Origin of the sequence: Sphingobacterium siyangense (assembly GCF_023277505.1) — a bacterium.
Taxonomy (GTDB): Bacteria; Bacteroidota; Bacteroidia; order Sphingobacteriales; family Sphingobacteriaceae; genus Sphingobacterium; species Sphingobacterium siyangense.
In genome coordinates this window covers 3,910,113-3,924,520 of the sequence record NZ_CP080574.1, presented here as the reverse complement: position 1 = coordinate 3,924,520, position 14,408 = coordinate 3,910,113, and the positions used below count along the sequence as shown (strand labels likewise).

Genomic DNA, 14,408 nt, shown 5'->3' with positions numbered 1-14,408 from the left:
TGTAGCCGTATCGAAGATACGAAAGAGGAGCTGTTTTGCCGAGACGCTTATTGTAAGTTTATCTTCGTAAGTCAATCATCACCGCATAGATCCACATCGGCTCTGTTTGACCTGCTCGTTCAAAAGCGTTCTTTTTATAAAAGTCGATTGCCTTTCAGGCGGCAGTAAGTGTTATGAAGAAATGTTACTGTGTTAAAGAAAACTGCTGTAGAGTGTTATATTTAACGTTTTACCCTTAGCTACCTGGTAAGAACCAAACCCCCAGCCATAGTTACCATATGTCTTGTGGTGAACAATAAAATCAAAAATTTGGTTAGCTGGTACTTTTAGGCTTACGCATCCATTTTTATCCGTCAGCCCTTTCAGCGTCGAGCTTTTTACTATATCCGCGATATTATCAGAGGTGACATGGATCTTATTGACAGGAAATGCGACGACTCCCTGATCTTGGATAGGGGTGCGGGTTTCGTACGATAGTAACTGAATTATCAGGGTGCCCGAAAAATCAGTTACCTTTGTTGTCTTTTTACGTTCTATACCCGCTGTAATCTGTACATATTCATCGACGCTGTAATCGTTGTTATTTAATTTTATAGAATCTGTCCTTAGTTGATAATTATTAGGTAACAAATCCGTAAAATTGATTTCGCCAACACTGCTCGTAATAGCTGAATCTATCGGTGAATTAGGATCTTGCTTGCTCCCAGGGTTATAAATGTAAACTTTGAGACCAGACAATCCCTTACCAGTATCGTCTGTCAATTTGTAGTTTAGTTTTCCCGTAATTTCCCCTTCCGCCAGTTTGACAACGACCTCCTTCTGACAGGAGACTGTTGCAATCAACAGTGTGAGCACAATAAAAAAATAGCCTTTCATATCATTAAAGTTTTTTATCAGCTAATTATTGATAAAAACCTGCAAAATAGTTCATCGTCATACCTTTTTGAATGGATGTTGTGCCCCAGTTAAGGTTTGACAAGGTTGTTGTATTATAGAGTAAGACGACATAATCTTTGCCAGATGCGATCTTTAATGTAGCAATTCCATTTTCGCCAGTCACACCTTTAAATTCTGCGTTAGCTAAGTTTTTTGAAATATATTGCTCATATTCGTAGTTATTAACAGGAATGATGAGAACACCTATATTTTTTGCGGGTTGATTCGTGTTATAGGAAGTTACTTTAACGACTAATGTTCCTGAAAAGTCTGTCACTTTGGTCTCTTTGTTCTTTGTCATACCAGTGGTGACCTGAACATAATCTCTAACAGTATAATTTACATTGTTTACTTTTGCCGAATCAGCGACTATTAGATAACTTTTCGGATTTAGATCACCAAAATCAACTTGGCCGTTTCCGTCGGTGCGACGCTCATCGATTAATATACTGTTGCTTGCATAATAGCTGTCCAAGTGATCAAACAAGGATATCTTTACATTAGATAGGCCTTTACCGTTTGCGTCAGTTAATTTGTAAGTAAGTTTTCCACTATTGGAGAGAGACATCTCTACCTCGGTTGTTTTCTTACAAGATACAAATGCTATCGCTATAAGCATTAAATAGGCTAATTTTAATTTCATAAATATTAGTTAATTGTTTAAGGTTGCAAATATATCACTTTGGTTACTATGTTGTGCTTTTTAAACGAAATAGTGTAAAATAGTTTTGCCGACAATAGTCGGTAAATTTCCAACTATCTTTAGCCAAAATTTTAATAGAATTTTAGTAGATGAAGTATAAGATATCAGAAAAAAGAGCAGCTTTTCTAAGCAAAGCATTTTTTGAATACAGTTTTAAAGAAAATGTGCTTGATAGGGAGCTGTTGGAGGAAATCAACGAACCTATCGAACTTGATTTTATTGCAAAAAATCACAATTACGACGATGGGAATGATCTGCTACTTGCTATTGTAACCCATCCTTACTGTGATATTTCGACTGTTAAGATGATCTTGCATAGAGCTGATGTTGAAGGTTATTTAACGGATGCTGAGAGGTCAGGTGATTTCGAACTGATCAAGGCTATTATTACCCATTTAGATAATGGATTCTACAAGCATGAAAAATTCTATTATGATCCCGTTAGTGACCCTGGTGCTTTATCTTTTGATGTAGAAGAGTTAAAAAAATACATTAAGGAGGATGCTGTTCTGTTTAATAAACCCAGGGGAAAAAAACTCGAAACATCATTTGCAGATAATTTTCACCGCAGGGATCTGAAGTTCTATAATGGCACAATAAAAACTGTAAAATCATCTCAAGCTCTAAAGCTGATAACTGACAGATGTAATTTTATTTTTAAGGTACCTGAAGGAGATTTTAGGATAGTAAAGGACAATACGATAAAGAGTTTTATAGATTGTTATACTTTTCCTTCGGTTATAAAAGACCGTTTTGGAGCAAATGAAAAGAAACTAAGAAAGGTCATAATGCAGCCGGATCTTGTCATTGAGAATGATGATATTCTAGTGGTTCTTTTTCTATTTAATAGCCAAGCATTACAGCTGGAAAATGCGGCCACCAATGTTTCTACAATGATGCGCAATGAGTTTTTCTATATTCCGGCTTTTATTGAAATAGTTGCTGTTGAAGAAAATTTTGATAAGATAGCCCGCATCAAACATAGTGATACTTGGTTTGCTGTCAGTAAAGGCATGCAGGTCAAAATAAATGATGTCGGAAATTTAAAATTCCTGAGGCTCATCTTAGTGGAAAAAGGCGGCGTTTTATTTTCATTCTCAGTTGTTTCAGATCAGCAGCAAAATCTGAATAACGAAGTGATTAAAAATTTGATCAGCAATTGTTCATTGGAGTAATCGCTATGAATTGAAATATTACAGTGACTTTAGTGACTTAGCTGGATATTTCGATGCCATTGACCCTCCAGATTCGAAAACTGATGACCAATCAATTCGCTTCGGAATCGCATGGTCTCAATGCTTGAAATCTCCAGCTAAACTACGGACTATAATAAATATCAATATTCTGCAACATTCCGCCACAGTACAATATTAAAGTCAGTCAACAGCTGACAAATTGTACCCTCGCTGTCCTTTCCGATGTAAGTCGCATAAAAACCATCTCCATACCCCGTGGAGAAAAAGATGGCATTGTGATTTTGAAAGCTGTAATTTAAATAATCCTCGAATTTTTCGGAGAATATAATGTCCCAATTTTTACCGAGCAGCGTATTCAGACTATTCTTAGCTGCCTGATCAACGAAAAGACCTAGTCCTGCGTCTACTCCATATCCATATATTTCTTTGGATTTGAGGGGGATAGAAGTCTCTCCAGGTAATAACGCAAACTCCCATTCTTGGATGGGCTTATCTGAGAATTTTACGCGTGCAAATGCGACCCTTCGATCCTTATTGGCATTAATATTGGCCATTGCCAATTCGACTGGAAACTCTCCAACAGGAAAATTTTCACTAAAAGCTGCCGCATCCCTTAAGGTAACGGGATCAGTTGCGATAATCTGGCCTGATGATACCTTTAGATTTCCTAAAGCTATCTTATCAAAAGTTATTTCCGTACCGAATTGCGCTACTTTTGTGGCCTTCGTGAAACTTCCCTCAAATATCTGTGGGAATGTGAGCGATGTATCCTTAATGGTTATTTTCGGTATGGTATCCGTCAGGTCAAATTTGGCTGTTTGTACAATGACATCGTTAGTATTACGTGGAACTTTGTTTCTTGAAATGTATAAAAATAGCACAACGGCCATCAGACATATTGTTATTGTTATTTTGTGCATGGGAAATAATTTTCTTTATTTAGTTCATATCTCTATAGGATGAGAAACATCCTGAAAAAACTTTCTGAGCATTTCATATGTGCTGCAATCAGCGACAACCTGATTGGAGCTATCTATTGCCATTGCTTCACAACTTAAACAGATATTCAGTGCTGATACAATTTCGCCCGAACTATTATAGAGTACGATAGCATCCCTGTAAATGGGGGCACACATCCAGTTGGGCACGTCAGTTGTTTTCGTAAGTAAAATATTCTTTAGTAGACCGACTACCTCATTATCATACTGAAAAGTATTGATTCTTTGACTCGAAAAATGAAACTGCCCTGTATCATCAATTAAATATTGTGTTACACCTAATAGCTTGTCCAATTCGCTCAGTCGAATTTCTTCGATTTCGGTCAGATTGTTTCGTTTCTCCTTTCTCACTTTTAACCCATTACGTTCTGGTTTTAGCATTTGGATCACCGCATTGTATTCCTCTCCGCGCTGGAGGGAATAGGTCTCAACCTGGTCAAATGCAAAACTCTGTATATAATGAGAAGATGTGATTGAATTCGTGATCCTTTTCATCTTTGAAAGTGAACGGTTATTTCTCTAAATCCTAACGATAAAAGTATAAAAAATAGATTGTAGTAGCTAATAAGAATCTTAATACGCTTCTTCAAATAGAACTTTTAAAAAATCGCTAAGAAATTTTCTGTCTTACTTTTGGTGCTATCCCAGATCATAACTCTTAGCGTTTTTTTAACTTATTTTCTCATTTAAAAAGAGATCGAGCTTATCAGTCATTTGCAATCAAATTTGCAGCGTCACTTTTTAGATTGGTGGATAAATTTAGCTCGAACCATCTAAGAGCTCAAAAGTAATCCCTCCAGCATGATGCTTTCTTAATTGGTCGATTAATGGAATACAAGACGCATCATAAGCAATATGAGTTAGGTTTTTGTAAGTTAATAGCTCAATTAGAAGGTTTGGAATATCAATAATATGAGCATTTTTAAGAACCAGTGTTTTTAGGTTTTTTATCCTTAGGTTGGTCAAACCAATTAAATCAAAATGATCCAAATACAACAAACTTATATTTTCAAGGTCATTTATCCATAACGGGATATCATATGGACTGTTTTCTTTTACCCTTCTACTGCTATAATCACCTGTTAGAAATAGTTTTTCAAGCTGGTCAAGGTGTTTAACATGTTCATTTGGCAAGGTATTTCTGTCAAACCGAGTTGTTGTGTATAAAGCAAAGGGAACATTACAAATTCCTAATAAGATCGTTTCCCCCTGAAAAAATAGTACTGATCCATTTTTTTCATCACCCTAATTGACATGGAGCATACCACTTCCTCTAATGATACTTCTTCCTTCATTGTTGTCTTTTTCCATGATGACTAAATGTGGGACCCTACAACTACCAGGTCACAGTTTAACTTTTCCTGCAATTCAACTATAAATTCAGGTTTCAATTCAGGCCAGTTCCAAAATGTAAATCCAAGATTGCTGAATCCCGACTGTGGTTCGAAAACATATTGATGGATGTCACTTTCAGTGCCGCATATCGGAGACACAACAAGTTATCGGTAAAACCCTGGTACCAGGGATCCAGATCCCATTCATTGTCTACAATATTTTCAGTACAATTGGGGCATACTATACGATCGATACCATTTTGTCCGGTATTAAATATAGTACGCTCAGTTGTTATTTCCAGACCATTTACATCAAGTTGGTGTGGAAGGAAATGAGGCTCAAATACAATGTATTGAGCACCGTCAGAAAATGCATATCCAAGGTTGCCCAGTGTGCATTCCGATAATTCAGCTTTGACGATATCTTTCGAAACTAACCACTTTAAAATATCATCTACAGCAATTTCAGCGAAAGCGTACCTGGACACTCTTGGCACAAGCGAAATAGTATAATCACTCATAGTCTAAAAATAAAGAATAATGGGAATATTGTTCCAACGGTTTTATACAAATTTTTACGAAATAACTGGATCTGTTCCAGTGCTCGAAAAGCGTAGTAGGGATTAAGCAATGGATTTTGATTAATTCAAATTGAATTGGCGTCAGGAAATACTTTTCAGCAGACTTGGTGCAAATCCAAACTGCTTCTTAAAGGCGAATGAAAAATGGGAAAGGTTTTCAAAGCCTACCTCATAGCAAACTTCCAGAGGCTTTTTTTTCTTTGCTGTTAGTTGATAATAGGCAAGCTCCAAACGTTTATAAGTTAACCATCGTTGTGGGGTCATGGTAAATGCTTTTTTGAAATCCCGTTTAAATGTTGTGAGGCTTCTGCCAGTGAGGTAACCAAACTTTTCCAGCGGAAGATTGAACATAAAATTCTTCTCCATATAATCGACTAGGTTGATCTTTCCGGGTTCTTCAAAATTAGCAAGTAATTGATCGATCCTTTTATCCAGGGTTCTGAGAATGCTGATGGCTTCGGTAATTTTAATCGCAGCAATATCCTCAGGGATATCTTTCATGTCAAAATAAGGGATAAGCGAAGCTAGACAGCTTTCTAGGAGAGGATGATTATTGAAACAAAAAATCTTCGGTGAATTTTGTGCTTGGGGATCTATGGTCTTACCAGCATAAAAATTTTTTAATGTTTCTAATGATAAATGCATGACTACCGTCTTGTGAGGTTCGCCATCTTTAGGGTAATTAATTATTGTAGCCAATTGGTTTCTAGGAATTAAAAAGATATCCCCTTTTCCAAATAGATAGGTGGCATCAGCCTGTACAATCTTGGTTTCTCCGGAAAGAAACCAGACCAACATATGTTGGTCAAACATAATGTCCGATTTAAAAAATTGGTCTTCGTAGCTGGAAAGCTTTATATCTTCGGTGATGTATCGGGCTTGGTATTCCATGATTTTTGCTTTTTTATGAAAGAAATAAATGAGGTAAATATAAGAAATAACATAATTTACTTTGTTTAAAAGTTCATTGCTGAAAATAGAGAGGCAGAAGGGCCATCTTGCCTCTCTTTTATGCTTGAAAGTAATAAATGGATTTATGGATTGAAACGGATACCTGTCATCTCTTCGGTGAGTTTCCAAAGTCTTTTGGCGTTAGTTTCATCCAGTGAATAGGGATGTACCCCTTTTTGGACGGTAATATCTGATGAGACTACTGCGATATCTCCGTCTTCACAATAAACGCCGCCAATATGATCAAGCATAGGGCTTGTTGCACACCATACCGTTGTGGCAGCTCCTTGTGGGATCGTTTTTAGCGATGCAGCTACTTCGGGTAACATATTACCGTCTGCATCCACAAACCCCATTTTGTGGAATAGCTCCAATGGGACTTCTCTGCCCAATTCTGTGTCGCCGATAGAACCGGGATGAACCGCATAACTTCTGATATGAACAGATTGTCCTCGAGCGTCCAATTCCATTGAAAAAAGATTGACTGCGGTCTTGGATTGTCCATAGCCCTGTAATGTTTCATATTCTCTGTGCAGGAAATTAGGATCATCAAAATTAAAAGGTGCGAAATAGTGGCCATGAGAGGAAACATTAACCACTCGCGCTCCGTTGGCTTTTTTAAGGGAAAGCCATAATCTGGAGCTGAGCTGAAACAAGGCTAAATAGTTGGTAGCGAGTTGTGATTCTATACCCCGTTCATCTCTACGCAAAGGGACCCACATAATACCTGCATTGTTAATGAGTAAATGTAAAGGTCTTCCTGAAGCGACAAAATTTTCTGCGAAAACATCAATAGAGGCGGGAGACATTAGATCCATTGCTGCAATTTCAATATTGGATATTCCTTCCAGATTTTTCTTTGCTTTGTCGATATCACGTGCAGCGACAATTACGGTAGCTCCGGCTGCGGCGAGTATTCTTGTGGTTTCCAGTCCAATCCCTGTGTTGCCGCCTGTTACGATAGCTGTTTTGCCGGTAAGATCGATGTTTTGAATCACATCATTAGCCGTTGATTTTACATTGAAGCCCGAACCTATAGGTTGTTGTTGAGCTCCCTGATAATTATTCTTTTCCATTTTGGATACATTTAATTGTTATTACTGAGACAAAATTAGGACGGATCAATGTGTTCTGTTTTGTTCAAAAGGCCTAATTAACTTTGTTCAAAAGGGCAGGGGATCTTGATCAGGATATAAGCAGAAAAAAGGCAGGATCTTCAAAATTCTGCCTTCTATTTCGATGTTTTGGGCAAGTGTTACATTACTCCCAAGCCATGAATCCTCATAAGCAAAATACATCAGTTTTAATGATTAGAAAGTTGAGGATCCATAATCGTATATACATTACTGATTGAAGCAAGCCACATTTCAACGACTTCAGGAGTGGCCCGGTCAGCTTTATCAAAAAAGAGATGCTCTTTGATCTGAAAACCGCAGTACGTATAGATACCTTTATCAGATGTCAGTAATAATGCTTTATCCATACCGATAGCGGTATATTCTTCGTGGGATTTTCCGTGGGTATTGAGAATTATAGCCTGTTTTCCGGCTAATAATCCTTTTTGTATTCCCTGATCATAACGATAGGCAAACCCGTAGCTGAATACCCTGTCGATATACCCTTTCATAATGGCCGGCATGCCGGTCCACCAAATCGGATAGATAAAGGTGACCACATCTGCCCAGGAAATATACTCCTGTTCTTGTCTGATAAGTTCATTAACGTAGCCTTTTCGTTGTCCGTCCATATCTTCCAATGATAATACAGGGTCAAATCCCAGTTGATACAGGTCTCTGGTAATTACTTTATGCTTCTGTTGTTGCAGAACGTTTTCAATAGATTGTTTAAACTGAGCATTCAGACTTTCCTGATTGGGATGGGCGTAAATAATAAGATGTTTCATACCGTTACTTTTAATTGATTGAACAGTACAAAAGTAAAATAGGGAACACCTCAAAAATTGTAAGAAAACGAAACGGGTTATTCATCAGCCCGGCAAATATCCTGCTGGAATTTTAGGTAATTCTTAGGCGAAAGATTAATGAAATGTTTAAAGTCGTGAATAAGCTGGCTTTGATCATAATAACCACATTGATCGATGATTTCAAACCAGTTGACTTTTTCTTTAGAAAAATCTGTCTGCTGAATCAATTCAATGGCTTTAACAAAACGATGGTATCGATTCACTTCCTTTGCACTGAAGCCAAAGTGCCTTTTATGGATCAATTGGATGTTTCTTTCACTTTGTCTAGCTTCTTCAGCAATGGATTTGATGGAGTTCATCGTATCCGATCTGAAATTAGCCAATAGCGTAGAGGTGGCATTCTGCTGATTAAGATAGGGTTTGCAGAAATTAAGAATATGGTCTACCTTTTCTTCTGTGGCGGAAATACTATCTAATTGAAACCATAAACGGGTAAAACAATTTTCTTCCATAGCTTCATCTGGGTGAACAGGCAAATGATCAGATAGAAATGCTTTGCCAAAAAAACGATAAAATGCATCAGCCATGAAATTAGCAACTAGGATAATGGAATCGGGGGGAAGGCTGTATTCAAATGCTGATTTAATAGGTCCCAAAACGATACATTTGTCAACTTCAATTTTTGTTTTTTGCTTGGAAACCAAAAATGCCTGAACTCCGAAATTAAAAACCATAATGGTTTGAAAAGAAGGGAGAAGGGTTTTGGTTATGGTATGTTCAGACTTATTTTCAGCATAATAGAAATGAGAGAACACTGTTTCAAACTCTTTAGGAGCAGAAATTCTGAAACTACGATATGTTTCTTCCTTTGGTTTCATTTATAACTACCAATATAAGAAAAATCTATGTTTTTGATCCTCATAGTTTGGATTATTTAAAAGCTCTTTATTCCTTTATAACCCGCCCAGTATTTTTCCTACCACAGGGAGACAAAGCCGGAAACTCCACTTTTGACTATCTGAACAGTGCATTCTTATTTGTCCTTCACAGCGGCTTAATAATGATAAAAATCGACAAAAAATTGAGACAGAAAGGCTACTAAAATTTTTGCTTTTAATGTATTTTTCTATAATTGTAAAACTTTAAACGATATCTCAAAATATTTGAGAAAACATCAGATAACCAATGAAGATTTTAAAGCAAGCTGTTCCATTTTGTTACTTTCGCACATCAAAGTTTTTGTCTGCCACGTGGAAGGTCAATTAATCAAAAATACGTTAATTATGAAAAGGATGCACTTTATTTTAGTCATGCTAATATCCACAGCGGTTATTTTTCATGCGAAGGCTCAAACAAATAATAACAACAACAACAACAACAACAACAATTACGATTTTTTTGATACTGTCATAAATAACCACAATCAACTCTTTCAAATGTCTTGCATTCCATCTGCTATCGAAATGATCTTAAAGTATTACAAAGTGGTGGATTTTGATTTTTACGGCTTACAAATTAAATGGCAAAACAAAGCAGATGGTTCTTTCCGGGATTTTGACAATAAAGAATTATACGGTATTACTTTTACTCAAAAATTTGTTTTACCCCGAGATTCTAGCTTTCCTGTGGACAGCCTTTTTCAAACGATAGAAAATGAATTGAAGTCTGGGAAAAAGGTTATTATCTCCCTTCCGGCAGATGGTGGCTGGCATATGTTTGTTATATGCAAACAAACTCCGGATGGAGACTTTGTATCATATAGCAAACTTGGAAGTCATACATTAATACTTAGAAATACAAAGGAGATTGTGAAAAAGTCTAATGGTACGGAAATCATGACCTATCACACTCCTCCTGGTATGTAGCCTTTGCGAGAAAGCCCTTTTAAGAATAGTTCCCTATCATTTTGCCAAACTGTTATTTGGTCCCAATAAGTCTGGAAAAATCTACAGGATTCTGATCAGTCAAAATCAAATTTAAAGTTTATATCTAATAAACTATTTAGTTCATCCGCAAGTTGGATTTGCACTAGTTCCCTTAATTTTGGTCCCAACAAGCATTAAAATCAAGGTTAGTATTGACATCTCCTTATAGCGGATTGACAGAAAAGAATCTGCACATTTTGAAGACTATCCTTAACAGATAACTTCCTTTCCAATTGTCCTCTTTTTTATCGTATTGAAGTAGCCAGGTTTCTGGAGAGATTTTCTCTCCTTTATCGGTTGAATGTTCACCAAGCGTAATCGTGATCTCTGAAGGAAGTGCGGGAATAATTTTGGCATAGGCTTTTTCGCCACCAAGGAATTCGATTATTGCTGACATCGCCTTGTAACCAATTCCCGGCTGAATAAGAACTCAGCTATGCCGCCATAATGAATCTCGGTGCCATGAAAAATAATACCATTCAGCAATAAAATTGTTTAAATCTGTAAAATACGCTACCCAGTGGATTTCGTTATTTTTTTTGCGTTTTTTATAGGTTGAATACCGTCCCGGCTGGGTCAGTAATCCAATGCATATTTTCCGGTAATTCTTCAATTTCATCACAGGTTTCCACCCCGTTGGATAGTAAATATGCTGTCGCCATTTCTACGTCAGGAACCATAAGCTGTAACCAAGTTTCAGAATGTGTGTAATTGTCCACACAGTCAAGCCATATAATATTATTGCCGAATTTTACTTCACATGTCCTCGACACAGTTGGGTTGTTAATCGGCTTTTCCTCCACGTTAAACTTTAAAACATCCCTATAAAAAACGACTGTCTTTTCATATTTGCTTTTGGGAATTTTTAGGGCAATATTAATTCCTGCCTCAAATTTTGTGTTCATATTTTGTGACTTTAGGTACTATACAAAGTAATCAAAATGCTAAATCAATACTCTTATCTTATGGCAAGATTTGCACATTTTATACTGAACATTATCATTTTATTCTTTTTTAGTCGAAATGGCTTTTTATCTTTCCTTTTTTATAAATTTAAAAGATAATAAAAGGCTGTTGCTTTTCTTGAAAGATTGAAGGATTTCTAATCCGCGGCTATCGCCAATACGCGACCCGTTGGCTGTAATTTTAAACCAAAGCTCAACCAAAATAAATAATATCTTCACAATTTAAATCTAAAAAACTATGGGACATTATTATAATTACGTCAATGTGCTTTCTTTAACAGAAAGAGAGTTTAGTGATAAATCAACCAAAGAAGTTGATTTAAAGAATCTAGAAAATTTACTAAATCGAATTCTGATGAAATAGAATAGTATTGCCAAAAGCGGGGAGGACTTGGGGGCAGAAACTTTTCGGCTCTAAAAGAACTTATGTCGTAGCTTGACATGTTGGTGCTGCGAAAGGGCCGTCTTCACCAAGCTGCCGAACCGTTACAAGCAACCGTGAAAATGACGTCAAACAAATAACAGGACTGAAATGAAACTTTCACATAAATTAGAAAATATACTGACAAAGATCACTGAAAAGAACACGAAACTTGGAGACTTACGAATTGTTGCCAAGGATATTAAAAAAGACCACGAATTGGCAATGGAACTTTGGTCATCCAAGCTTTTTTTTGCTCGTCAATTGGCAATCTTGATTATGGACAAGAAACTTTTAACCGAAGAAGTGATTGATCAATTAATTGCGGACATTAAGCAACATAACGAAAACGAGAAACTTCAAATGATTGATTGGCTCATGGCGAACCAACTAACAAAAGACAAAAAGACAATTGCTTTAATAGAAAGTTGGGCAGATAACCAGTCCTCGCTAAAAAGACGAATTTATTGGTATTTTCAAGGCCGTTTGCGCTGGACTGGACAACCACAACCCAACAGCGAAGAATTACTTACTAAAATTGAAAGTAAAATTGAAAAAGAAGAGCCGGAAGTGCAATGGGCAATGAATTTCACAACAGGTTGGATTGGAGTTTATGAAAAAAAATATCGAAATCGTTGTATAGCACTTGGCGAAAAAACTGGACTTTATAAAGGGAAAATGGTTTCAAAAGGTTGTACACCTGAATATTTACCAGAATTTATTGTCATTGAAAGCGATAAACGAAAGCTATAAAAGCATTATTTTTCGAATATCCACAACTGACTGACCAAAAGCCTGTGATAATAGGCCTATTAGTAGAATACATATAAATGATAGCTTACAAATCGAGAAAATCCCTATTGTATTAATATATAGCTCAGTATCTAAATTACACATCTATTTTTTATAAAAAATGATTATCTAACTCTTTGTGAATTATGATCTAGTTTAAAAAAAGGGAATTCACTGTTTAACAATGTTAGACTGTAAAACTGAATTTCTTATAAGCATAAAAAGTTGATTAATGTCCAGGTTAGGGGATAAAACCGATTGGACATAATTTGTACATCGCTTTGCTTCCCCAAGAAAAGTTTGATGTACAATGAGTAAAACGACCGTGTCGGGATAAAAATAATTTACAAACGAAAAGAAAAGTGCTGTGTCTTTAAATACGAGGCGATAATCTATCAACAGCAATTCTGGCCTTTCATTGATGTAAGAATTGCTGCTGATAGAATCAATAGAAGTTGCTTCAAGTACAATATTTGCCGGACTTTGTATATGCTCAGAAAAAAGTATACGGTAGGCGAACAGTAGCTTTCTCAAATTCGTAATAATACCAATATTGATTTTTTCCATATCTAACGATATTATTGTTATTTACAAGCTTTCTACTTATCGCTACCGATATATTGACACCTTTAAAATTGAGGTATACGTTGATTTAGGGATAGCATGTCAGATTTGTGCTGAAAAGCATTTTCTCCCTTTTCGGCTTCTTTATCACTTACAGTTTTTCGAAGTGATTGGCTCGAGAACCTATTTTTGTTTTTGGTATAGCATATTTCGATTCCTTCCGAGATACAATAATCCTTTCCTGAAAAATCGACCAATTTATATTCTTCACCTATAAAATACTTGTGAATGGGCAGCGACTGAAGCATATCCGTGATGTCTTTATCCGATTCAAAAGGAATAATTTCATCAACAAATTGACAACCCTCCAATTTGATAAACCGTTCAACCATTGTTTGTGCTGCATCTTGGGATTCAGCATTCTGTATGTTTGAATCGGTTTTAAGTCCTACAACCAAATAATCACATTTGCTCTTAGCTTCCTGTAGTGCAACAATATGGCCCACATGTAACATGTCGAATACGCCGAAAATAATACCTACGTTCATATATTCATTATTAGTTTATGCATTTATACGCTTTAAGGCGTAGTTAACTCCCTCATTTATGTTCACGACAGAACCCGGACTGACTCTTTCTTTCGATGCAATTATTCGGCGTAAAGAAGAACTCGAAAACCTGTTTTCCCGTCTATTGAAATACAATTCTATTCCTTTTTCTTCGCAATATTGCCTTCCTGTAAATGCTTTATCCATATATTCATCGCCTAAAATCCGCACATGTATTTTGAACGAACGTAGTACATCTTCCAGATCCTGTTCTGTTGCATATGGAATAATCATATCTACATGTTTACATGCCTTTAATTGCATATAGCGTTCAAATACAGATTGTGTTGGTTTGTTTTTCTCTGGACGATCAAGTGTTGGATCGGTTTGTAGGCCGCAGATCAGAAAGTCGCAATGTTCTTTGGCATCTTCGAGCATTTTAATGTGACCTGCATGGAGCAGATCAAAAGCAGAAAACGTAATTCCTATTTTTTTCATTTTATATTATTTTATAAACTGCAATTATTGAAGAGGTATAGGTAGAACGTAGCTCAAAAAGATTCGTTTTAA

17 protein-coding genes are annotated in these 14,408 nt (G+C 36.3%); 3 read left to right on the top strand and 14 right to left on the bottom strand.

The genetic code is table 11. The features are described 5' to 3' along the window. Positions 1 to 192: 192 nt before the first annotated feature. Together K2F45_RS16485 and K2F45_RS16480 are read right to left on the bottom strand one after the other, a co-directional pair. A complete protein-coding gene (locus tag K2F45_RS16485; RefSeq protein ID WP_075993129.1) occupies positions 193 to 876 on the bottom strand; it encodes a hypothetical protein in 684 nt (227 codons plus the stop codon). A gap of 25 nt (positions 877 to 901) precedes the next feature. Beyond that, entirely contained in the window at positions 902 to 1,579 is a 678-nt protein-coding gene (locus K2F45_RS16480) for a hypothetical protein (RefSeq protein WP_248931903.1), read from the bottom strand. Between the two features lie 149 nt (positions 1,580 to 1,728). Between K2F45_RS16480 and K2F45_RS16475 the strand changes: the two genes are divergently transcribed. After that, on the top strand, positions 1,729 to 2,814 hold the full coding sequence (locus tag K2F45_RS16475; RefSeq protein WP_075993127.1) for a DUF4274 domain-containing protein: 1,086 nt from the start codon (positions 1,729 to 1,731) through the stop codon (positions 2,812 to 2,814). A gap of 161 nt (positions 2,815 to 2,975) precedes the next feature. Here the strand turns inward: K2F45_RS16475 and K2F45_RS16470 are convergent, their stop codons facing one another. The 8 genes from K2F45_RS16470 to K2F45_RS16435 form a co-directional block, all read right to left on the bottom strand. After that, positions 2,976 to 3,755 (bottom strand): DUF4241 domain-containing protein, encoded by a 780-nt coding sequence (locus tag K2F45_RS16470; protein WP_083663668.1) that lies wholly within the window; start codon positions 3,753 to 3,755, stop codon positions 2,976 to 2,978. Between the two features lie 24 nt (positions 3,756 to 3,779). Next, a complete protein-coding gene (locus tag K2F45_RS16465) occupies positions 3,780 to 4,328 on the bottom strand; it encodes a hypothetical protein (RefSeq protein ID WP_075993125.1) in 549 nt (182 codons plus the stop codon). 264 nt (positions 4,329 to 4,592) lie between these two features. Continuing rightward, positions 4,593 to 4,967, bottom strand: coding sequence for a hypothetical protein (locus K2F45_RS16460; protein ID WP_248931902.1), 375 nt, complete (start codon positions 4,965 to 4,967; stop codon positions 4,593 to 4,595). Between the two features lie 253 nt (positions 4,968 to 5,220). Then, complete coding sequence (locus tag K2F45_RS16455; RefSeq protein WP_248931901.1) at positions 5,221 to 5,688, bottom strand: hypothetical protein; 468 nt, start codon at positions 5,686 to 5,688, stop codon at positions 5,221 to 5,223. A gap of 141 nt (positions 5,689 to 5,829) precedes the next feature. Next, positions 5,830 to 6,639 carry a helix-turn-helix domain-containing protein gene (locus tag K2F45_RS16450; protein WP_075993122.1) on the bottom strand — a complete coding sequence of 270 codons (810 nt, stop codon included), beginning with the start codon at positions 6,637 to 6,639 and terminating at the stop codon, positions 5,830 to 5,832. Between the two features lie 143 nt (positions 6,640 to 6,782). Beyond that, positions 6,783 to 7,775: an SDR family NAD(P)-dependent oxidoreductase gene (locus K2F45_RS16445; RefSeq protein WP_075993121.1), complete on the bottom strand. Its 993-nt coding sequence runs from the start codon at positions 7,773 to 7,775 to the stop codon at positions 6,783 to 6,785. Between the two features lie 227 nt (positions 7,776 to 8,002). Further along, positions 8,003 to 8,602, bottom strand: a complete 600-nt coding sequence (locus tag K2F45_RS16440; RefSeq protein ID WP_248931900.1) for an NAD(P)H-dependent oxidoreductase — start codon at positions 8,600 to 8,602, stop codon at positions 8,003 to 8,005. 77 nt (positions 8,603 to 8,679) lie between these two features. Continuing rightward, positions 8,680 to 9,501, bottom strand: a complete 822-nt coding sequence (locus tag K2F45_RS16435; protein ID WP_088161931.1) for a helix-turn-helix domain-containing protein — start codon at positions 9,499 to 9,501, stop codon at positions 8,680 to 8,682. 405 nt (positions 9,502 to 9,906) lie between these two features. Between K2F45_RS16435 and K2F45_RS16430 the strand changes: the two genes are divergently transcribed. Then, positions 9,907 to 10,488 (top strand): hypothetical protein, encoded by a 582-nt coding sequence (locus K2F45_RS16430; protein ID WP_248931899.1) that lies wholly within the window; start codon positions 9,907 to 9,909, stop codon positions 10,486 to 10,488. 223 nt (positions 10,489 to 10,711) lie between these two features. Here K2F45_RS16430 and K2F45_RS16425 read toward each other — a convergent pair whose 3' ends face one another. Together K2F45_RS16425 and K2F45_RS16420 are read right to left on the bottom strand one after the other, a co-directional pair. Next, positions 10,712 to 10,945, bottom strand: a complete 234-nt coding sequence (locus K2F45_RS16425; RefSeq protein WP_248931898.1) for a hypothetical protein — start codon at positions 10,943 to 10,945, stop codon at positions 10,712 to 10,714. 151 nt (positions 10,946 to 11,096) lie between these two features. Continuing rightward, positions 11,097 to 11,453, bottom strand: coding sequence for a VOC family protein (locus K2F45_RS16420; protein ID WP_248931897.1), 357 nt, complete (start codon positions 11,451 to 11,453; stop codon positions 11,097 to 11,099). 592 nt (positions 11,454 to 12,045) lie between these two features. On the opposite strand from K2F45_RS16420, the gene K2F45_RS16415 reads away from it, so the two are divergent. Continuing rightward, positions 12,046 to 12,687 carry a DNA alkylation repair protein gene (locus K2F45_RS16415; protein ID WP_075993115.1) on the top strand — a complete coding sequence of 214 codons (642 nt, stop codon included), beginning with the start codon at positions 12,046 to 12,048 and terminating at the stop codon, positions 12,685 to 12,687. Between the two features lie 668 nt (positions 12,688 to 13,355). Here K2F45_RS16415 and K2F45_RS16410 read toward each other — a convergent pair. Then, a complete protein-coding gene (locus tag K2F45_RS16410; RefSeq protein ID WP_201669027.1) occupies positions 13,356 to 13,838 on the bottom strand; it encodes an adenylyltransferase/cytidyltransferase family protein in 483 nt (160 codons plus the stop codon). Between the two features lie 15 nt (positions 13,839 to 13,853). After that, complete coding sequence (locus tag K2F45_RS16405; protein WP_083663667.1) at positions 13,854 to 14,336, bottom strand: adenylyltransferase/cytidyltransferase family protein; 483 nt, start codon at positions 14,334 to 14,336, stop codon at positions 13,854 to 13,856. Positions 14,337 to 14,408 lie beyond the last annotated feature (72 nt).

Bases quoted from the DNA above. Each gene is read 5' to 3' on its own strand.
- K2F45_RS16415 (WP_075993115.1), top strand. From the start codon at position 12,046: ATGAAACTTTCACATAAATTAGAAAATATACTGACAAAGATCACTGAA.
- K2F45_RS16440 (WP_248931900.1), bottom strand. From the start codon at position 8,602: ATGAAACATCTTATTATTTACGCCCATCCCAATCAGGAAAGTCTGAAT.
- K2F45_RS16485 (WP_075993129.1), bottom strand. From the start codon at position 876: ATGAAAGGCTATTTTTTTATTGTGCTCACACTGTTGATTGCAACAGTC.
- K2F45_RS16430 (WP_248931899.1), top strand. From the start codon at position 9,907: ATGAAAAGGATGCACTTTATTTTAGTCATGCTAATATCCACAGCGGTT.
- K2F45_RS16445 (WP_075993121.1), bottom strand. From the start codon at position 7,775: ATGGAAAAGAATAATTATCAGGGAGCTCAACAACAACCTATAGGTTCG.
- K2F45_RS16420 (WP_248931897.1), bottom strand. From the start codon at position 11,453: ATGAACACAAAATTTGAGGCAGGAATTAATATTGCCCTAAAAATTCCC.
- K2F45_RS16470 (WP_083663668.1), bottom strand. From the start codon at position 3,755: ATGCACAAAATAACAATAACAATATGTCTGATGGCCGTTGTGCTATTT.
- K2F45_RS16465 (WP_075993125.1), bottom strand. From the start codon at position 4,328: ATGAAAAGGATCACGAATTCAATCACATCTTCTCATTATATACAGAGT.
- K2F45_RS16475 (WP_075993127.1), top strand. From the start codon at position 1,729: ATGAAGTATAAGATATCAGAAAAAAGAGCAGCTTTTCTAAGCAAAGCA.
- K2F45_RS16410 (WP_201669027.1), bottom strand. From the start codon at position 13,838: ATGAACGTAGGTATTATTTTCGGCGTATTCGACATGTTACATGTGGGC.
- K2F45_RS16405 (WP_083663667.1), bottom strand. From the start codon at position 14,336: ATGAAAAAAATAGGAATTACGTTTTCTGCTTTTGATCTGCTCCATGCA.
- K2F45_RS16425 (WP_248931898.1), bottom strand. From the start codon at position 10,945: ATGTCAGCAATAATCGAATTCCTTGGTGGCGAAAAAGCCTATGCCAAA.
- K2F45_RS16435 (WP_088161931.1), bottom strand. From the start codon at position 9,501: ATGAAACCAAAGGAAGAAACATATCGTAGTTTCAGAATTTCTGCTCCT.
- K2F45_RS16450 (WP_075993122.1), bottom strand. From the start codon at position 6,639: ATGGAATACCAAGCCCGATACATCACCGAAGATATAAAGCTTTCCAGC.
- K2F45_RS16455 (WP_248931901.1), bottom strand. From the start codon at position 5,688: ATGAGTGATTATACTATTTCGCTTGTGCCAAGAGTGTCCAGGTACGCT.
- K2F45_RS16480 (WP_248931903.1), bottom strand. From the start codon at position 1,579: ATGAAATTAAAATTAGCCTATTTAATGCTTATAGCGATAGCATTTGTA.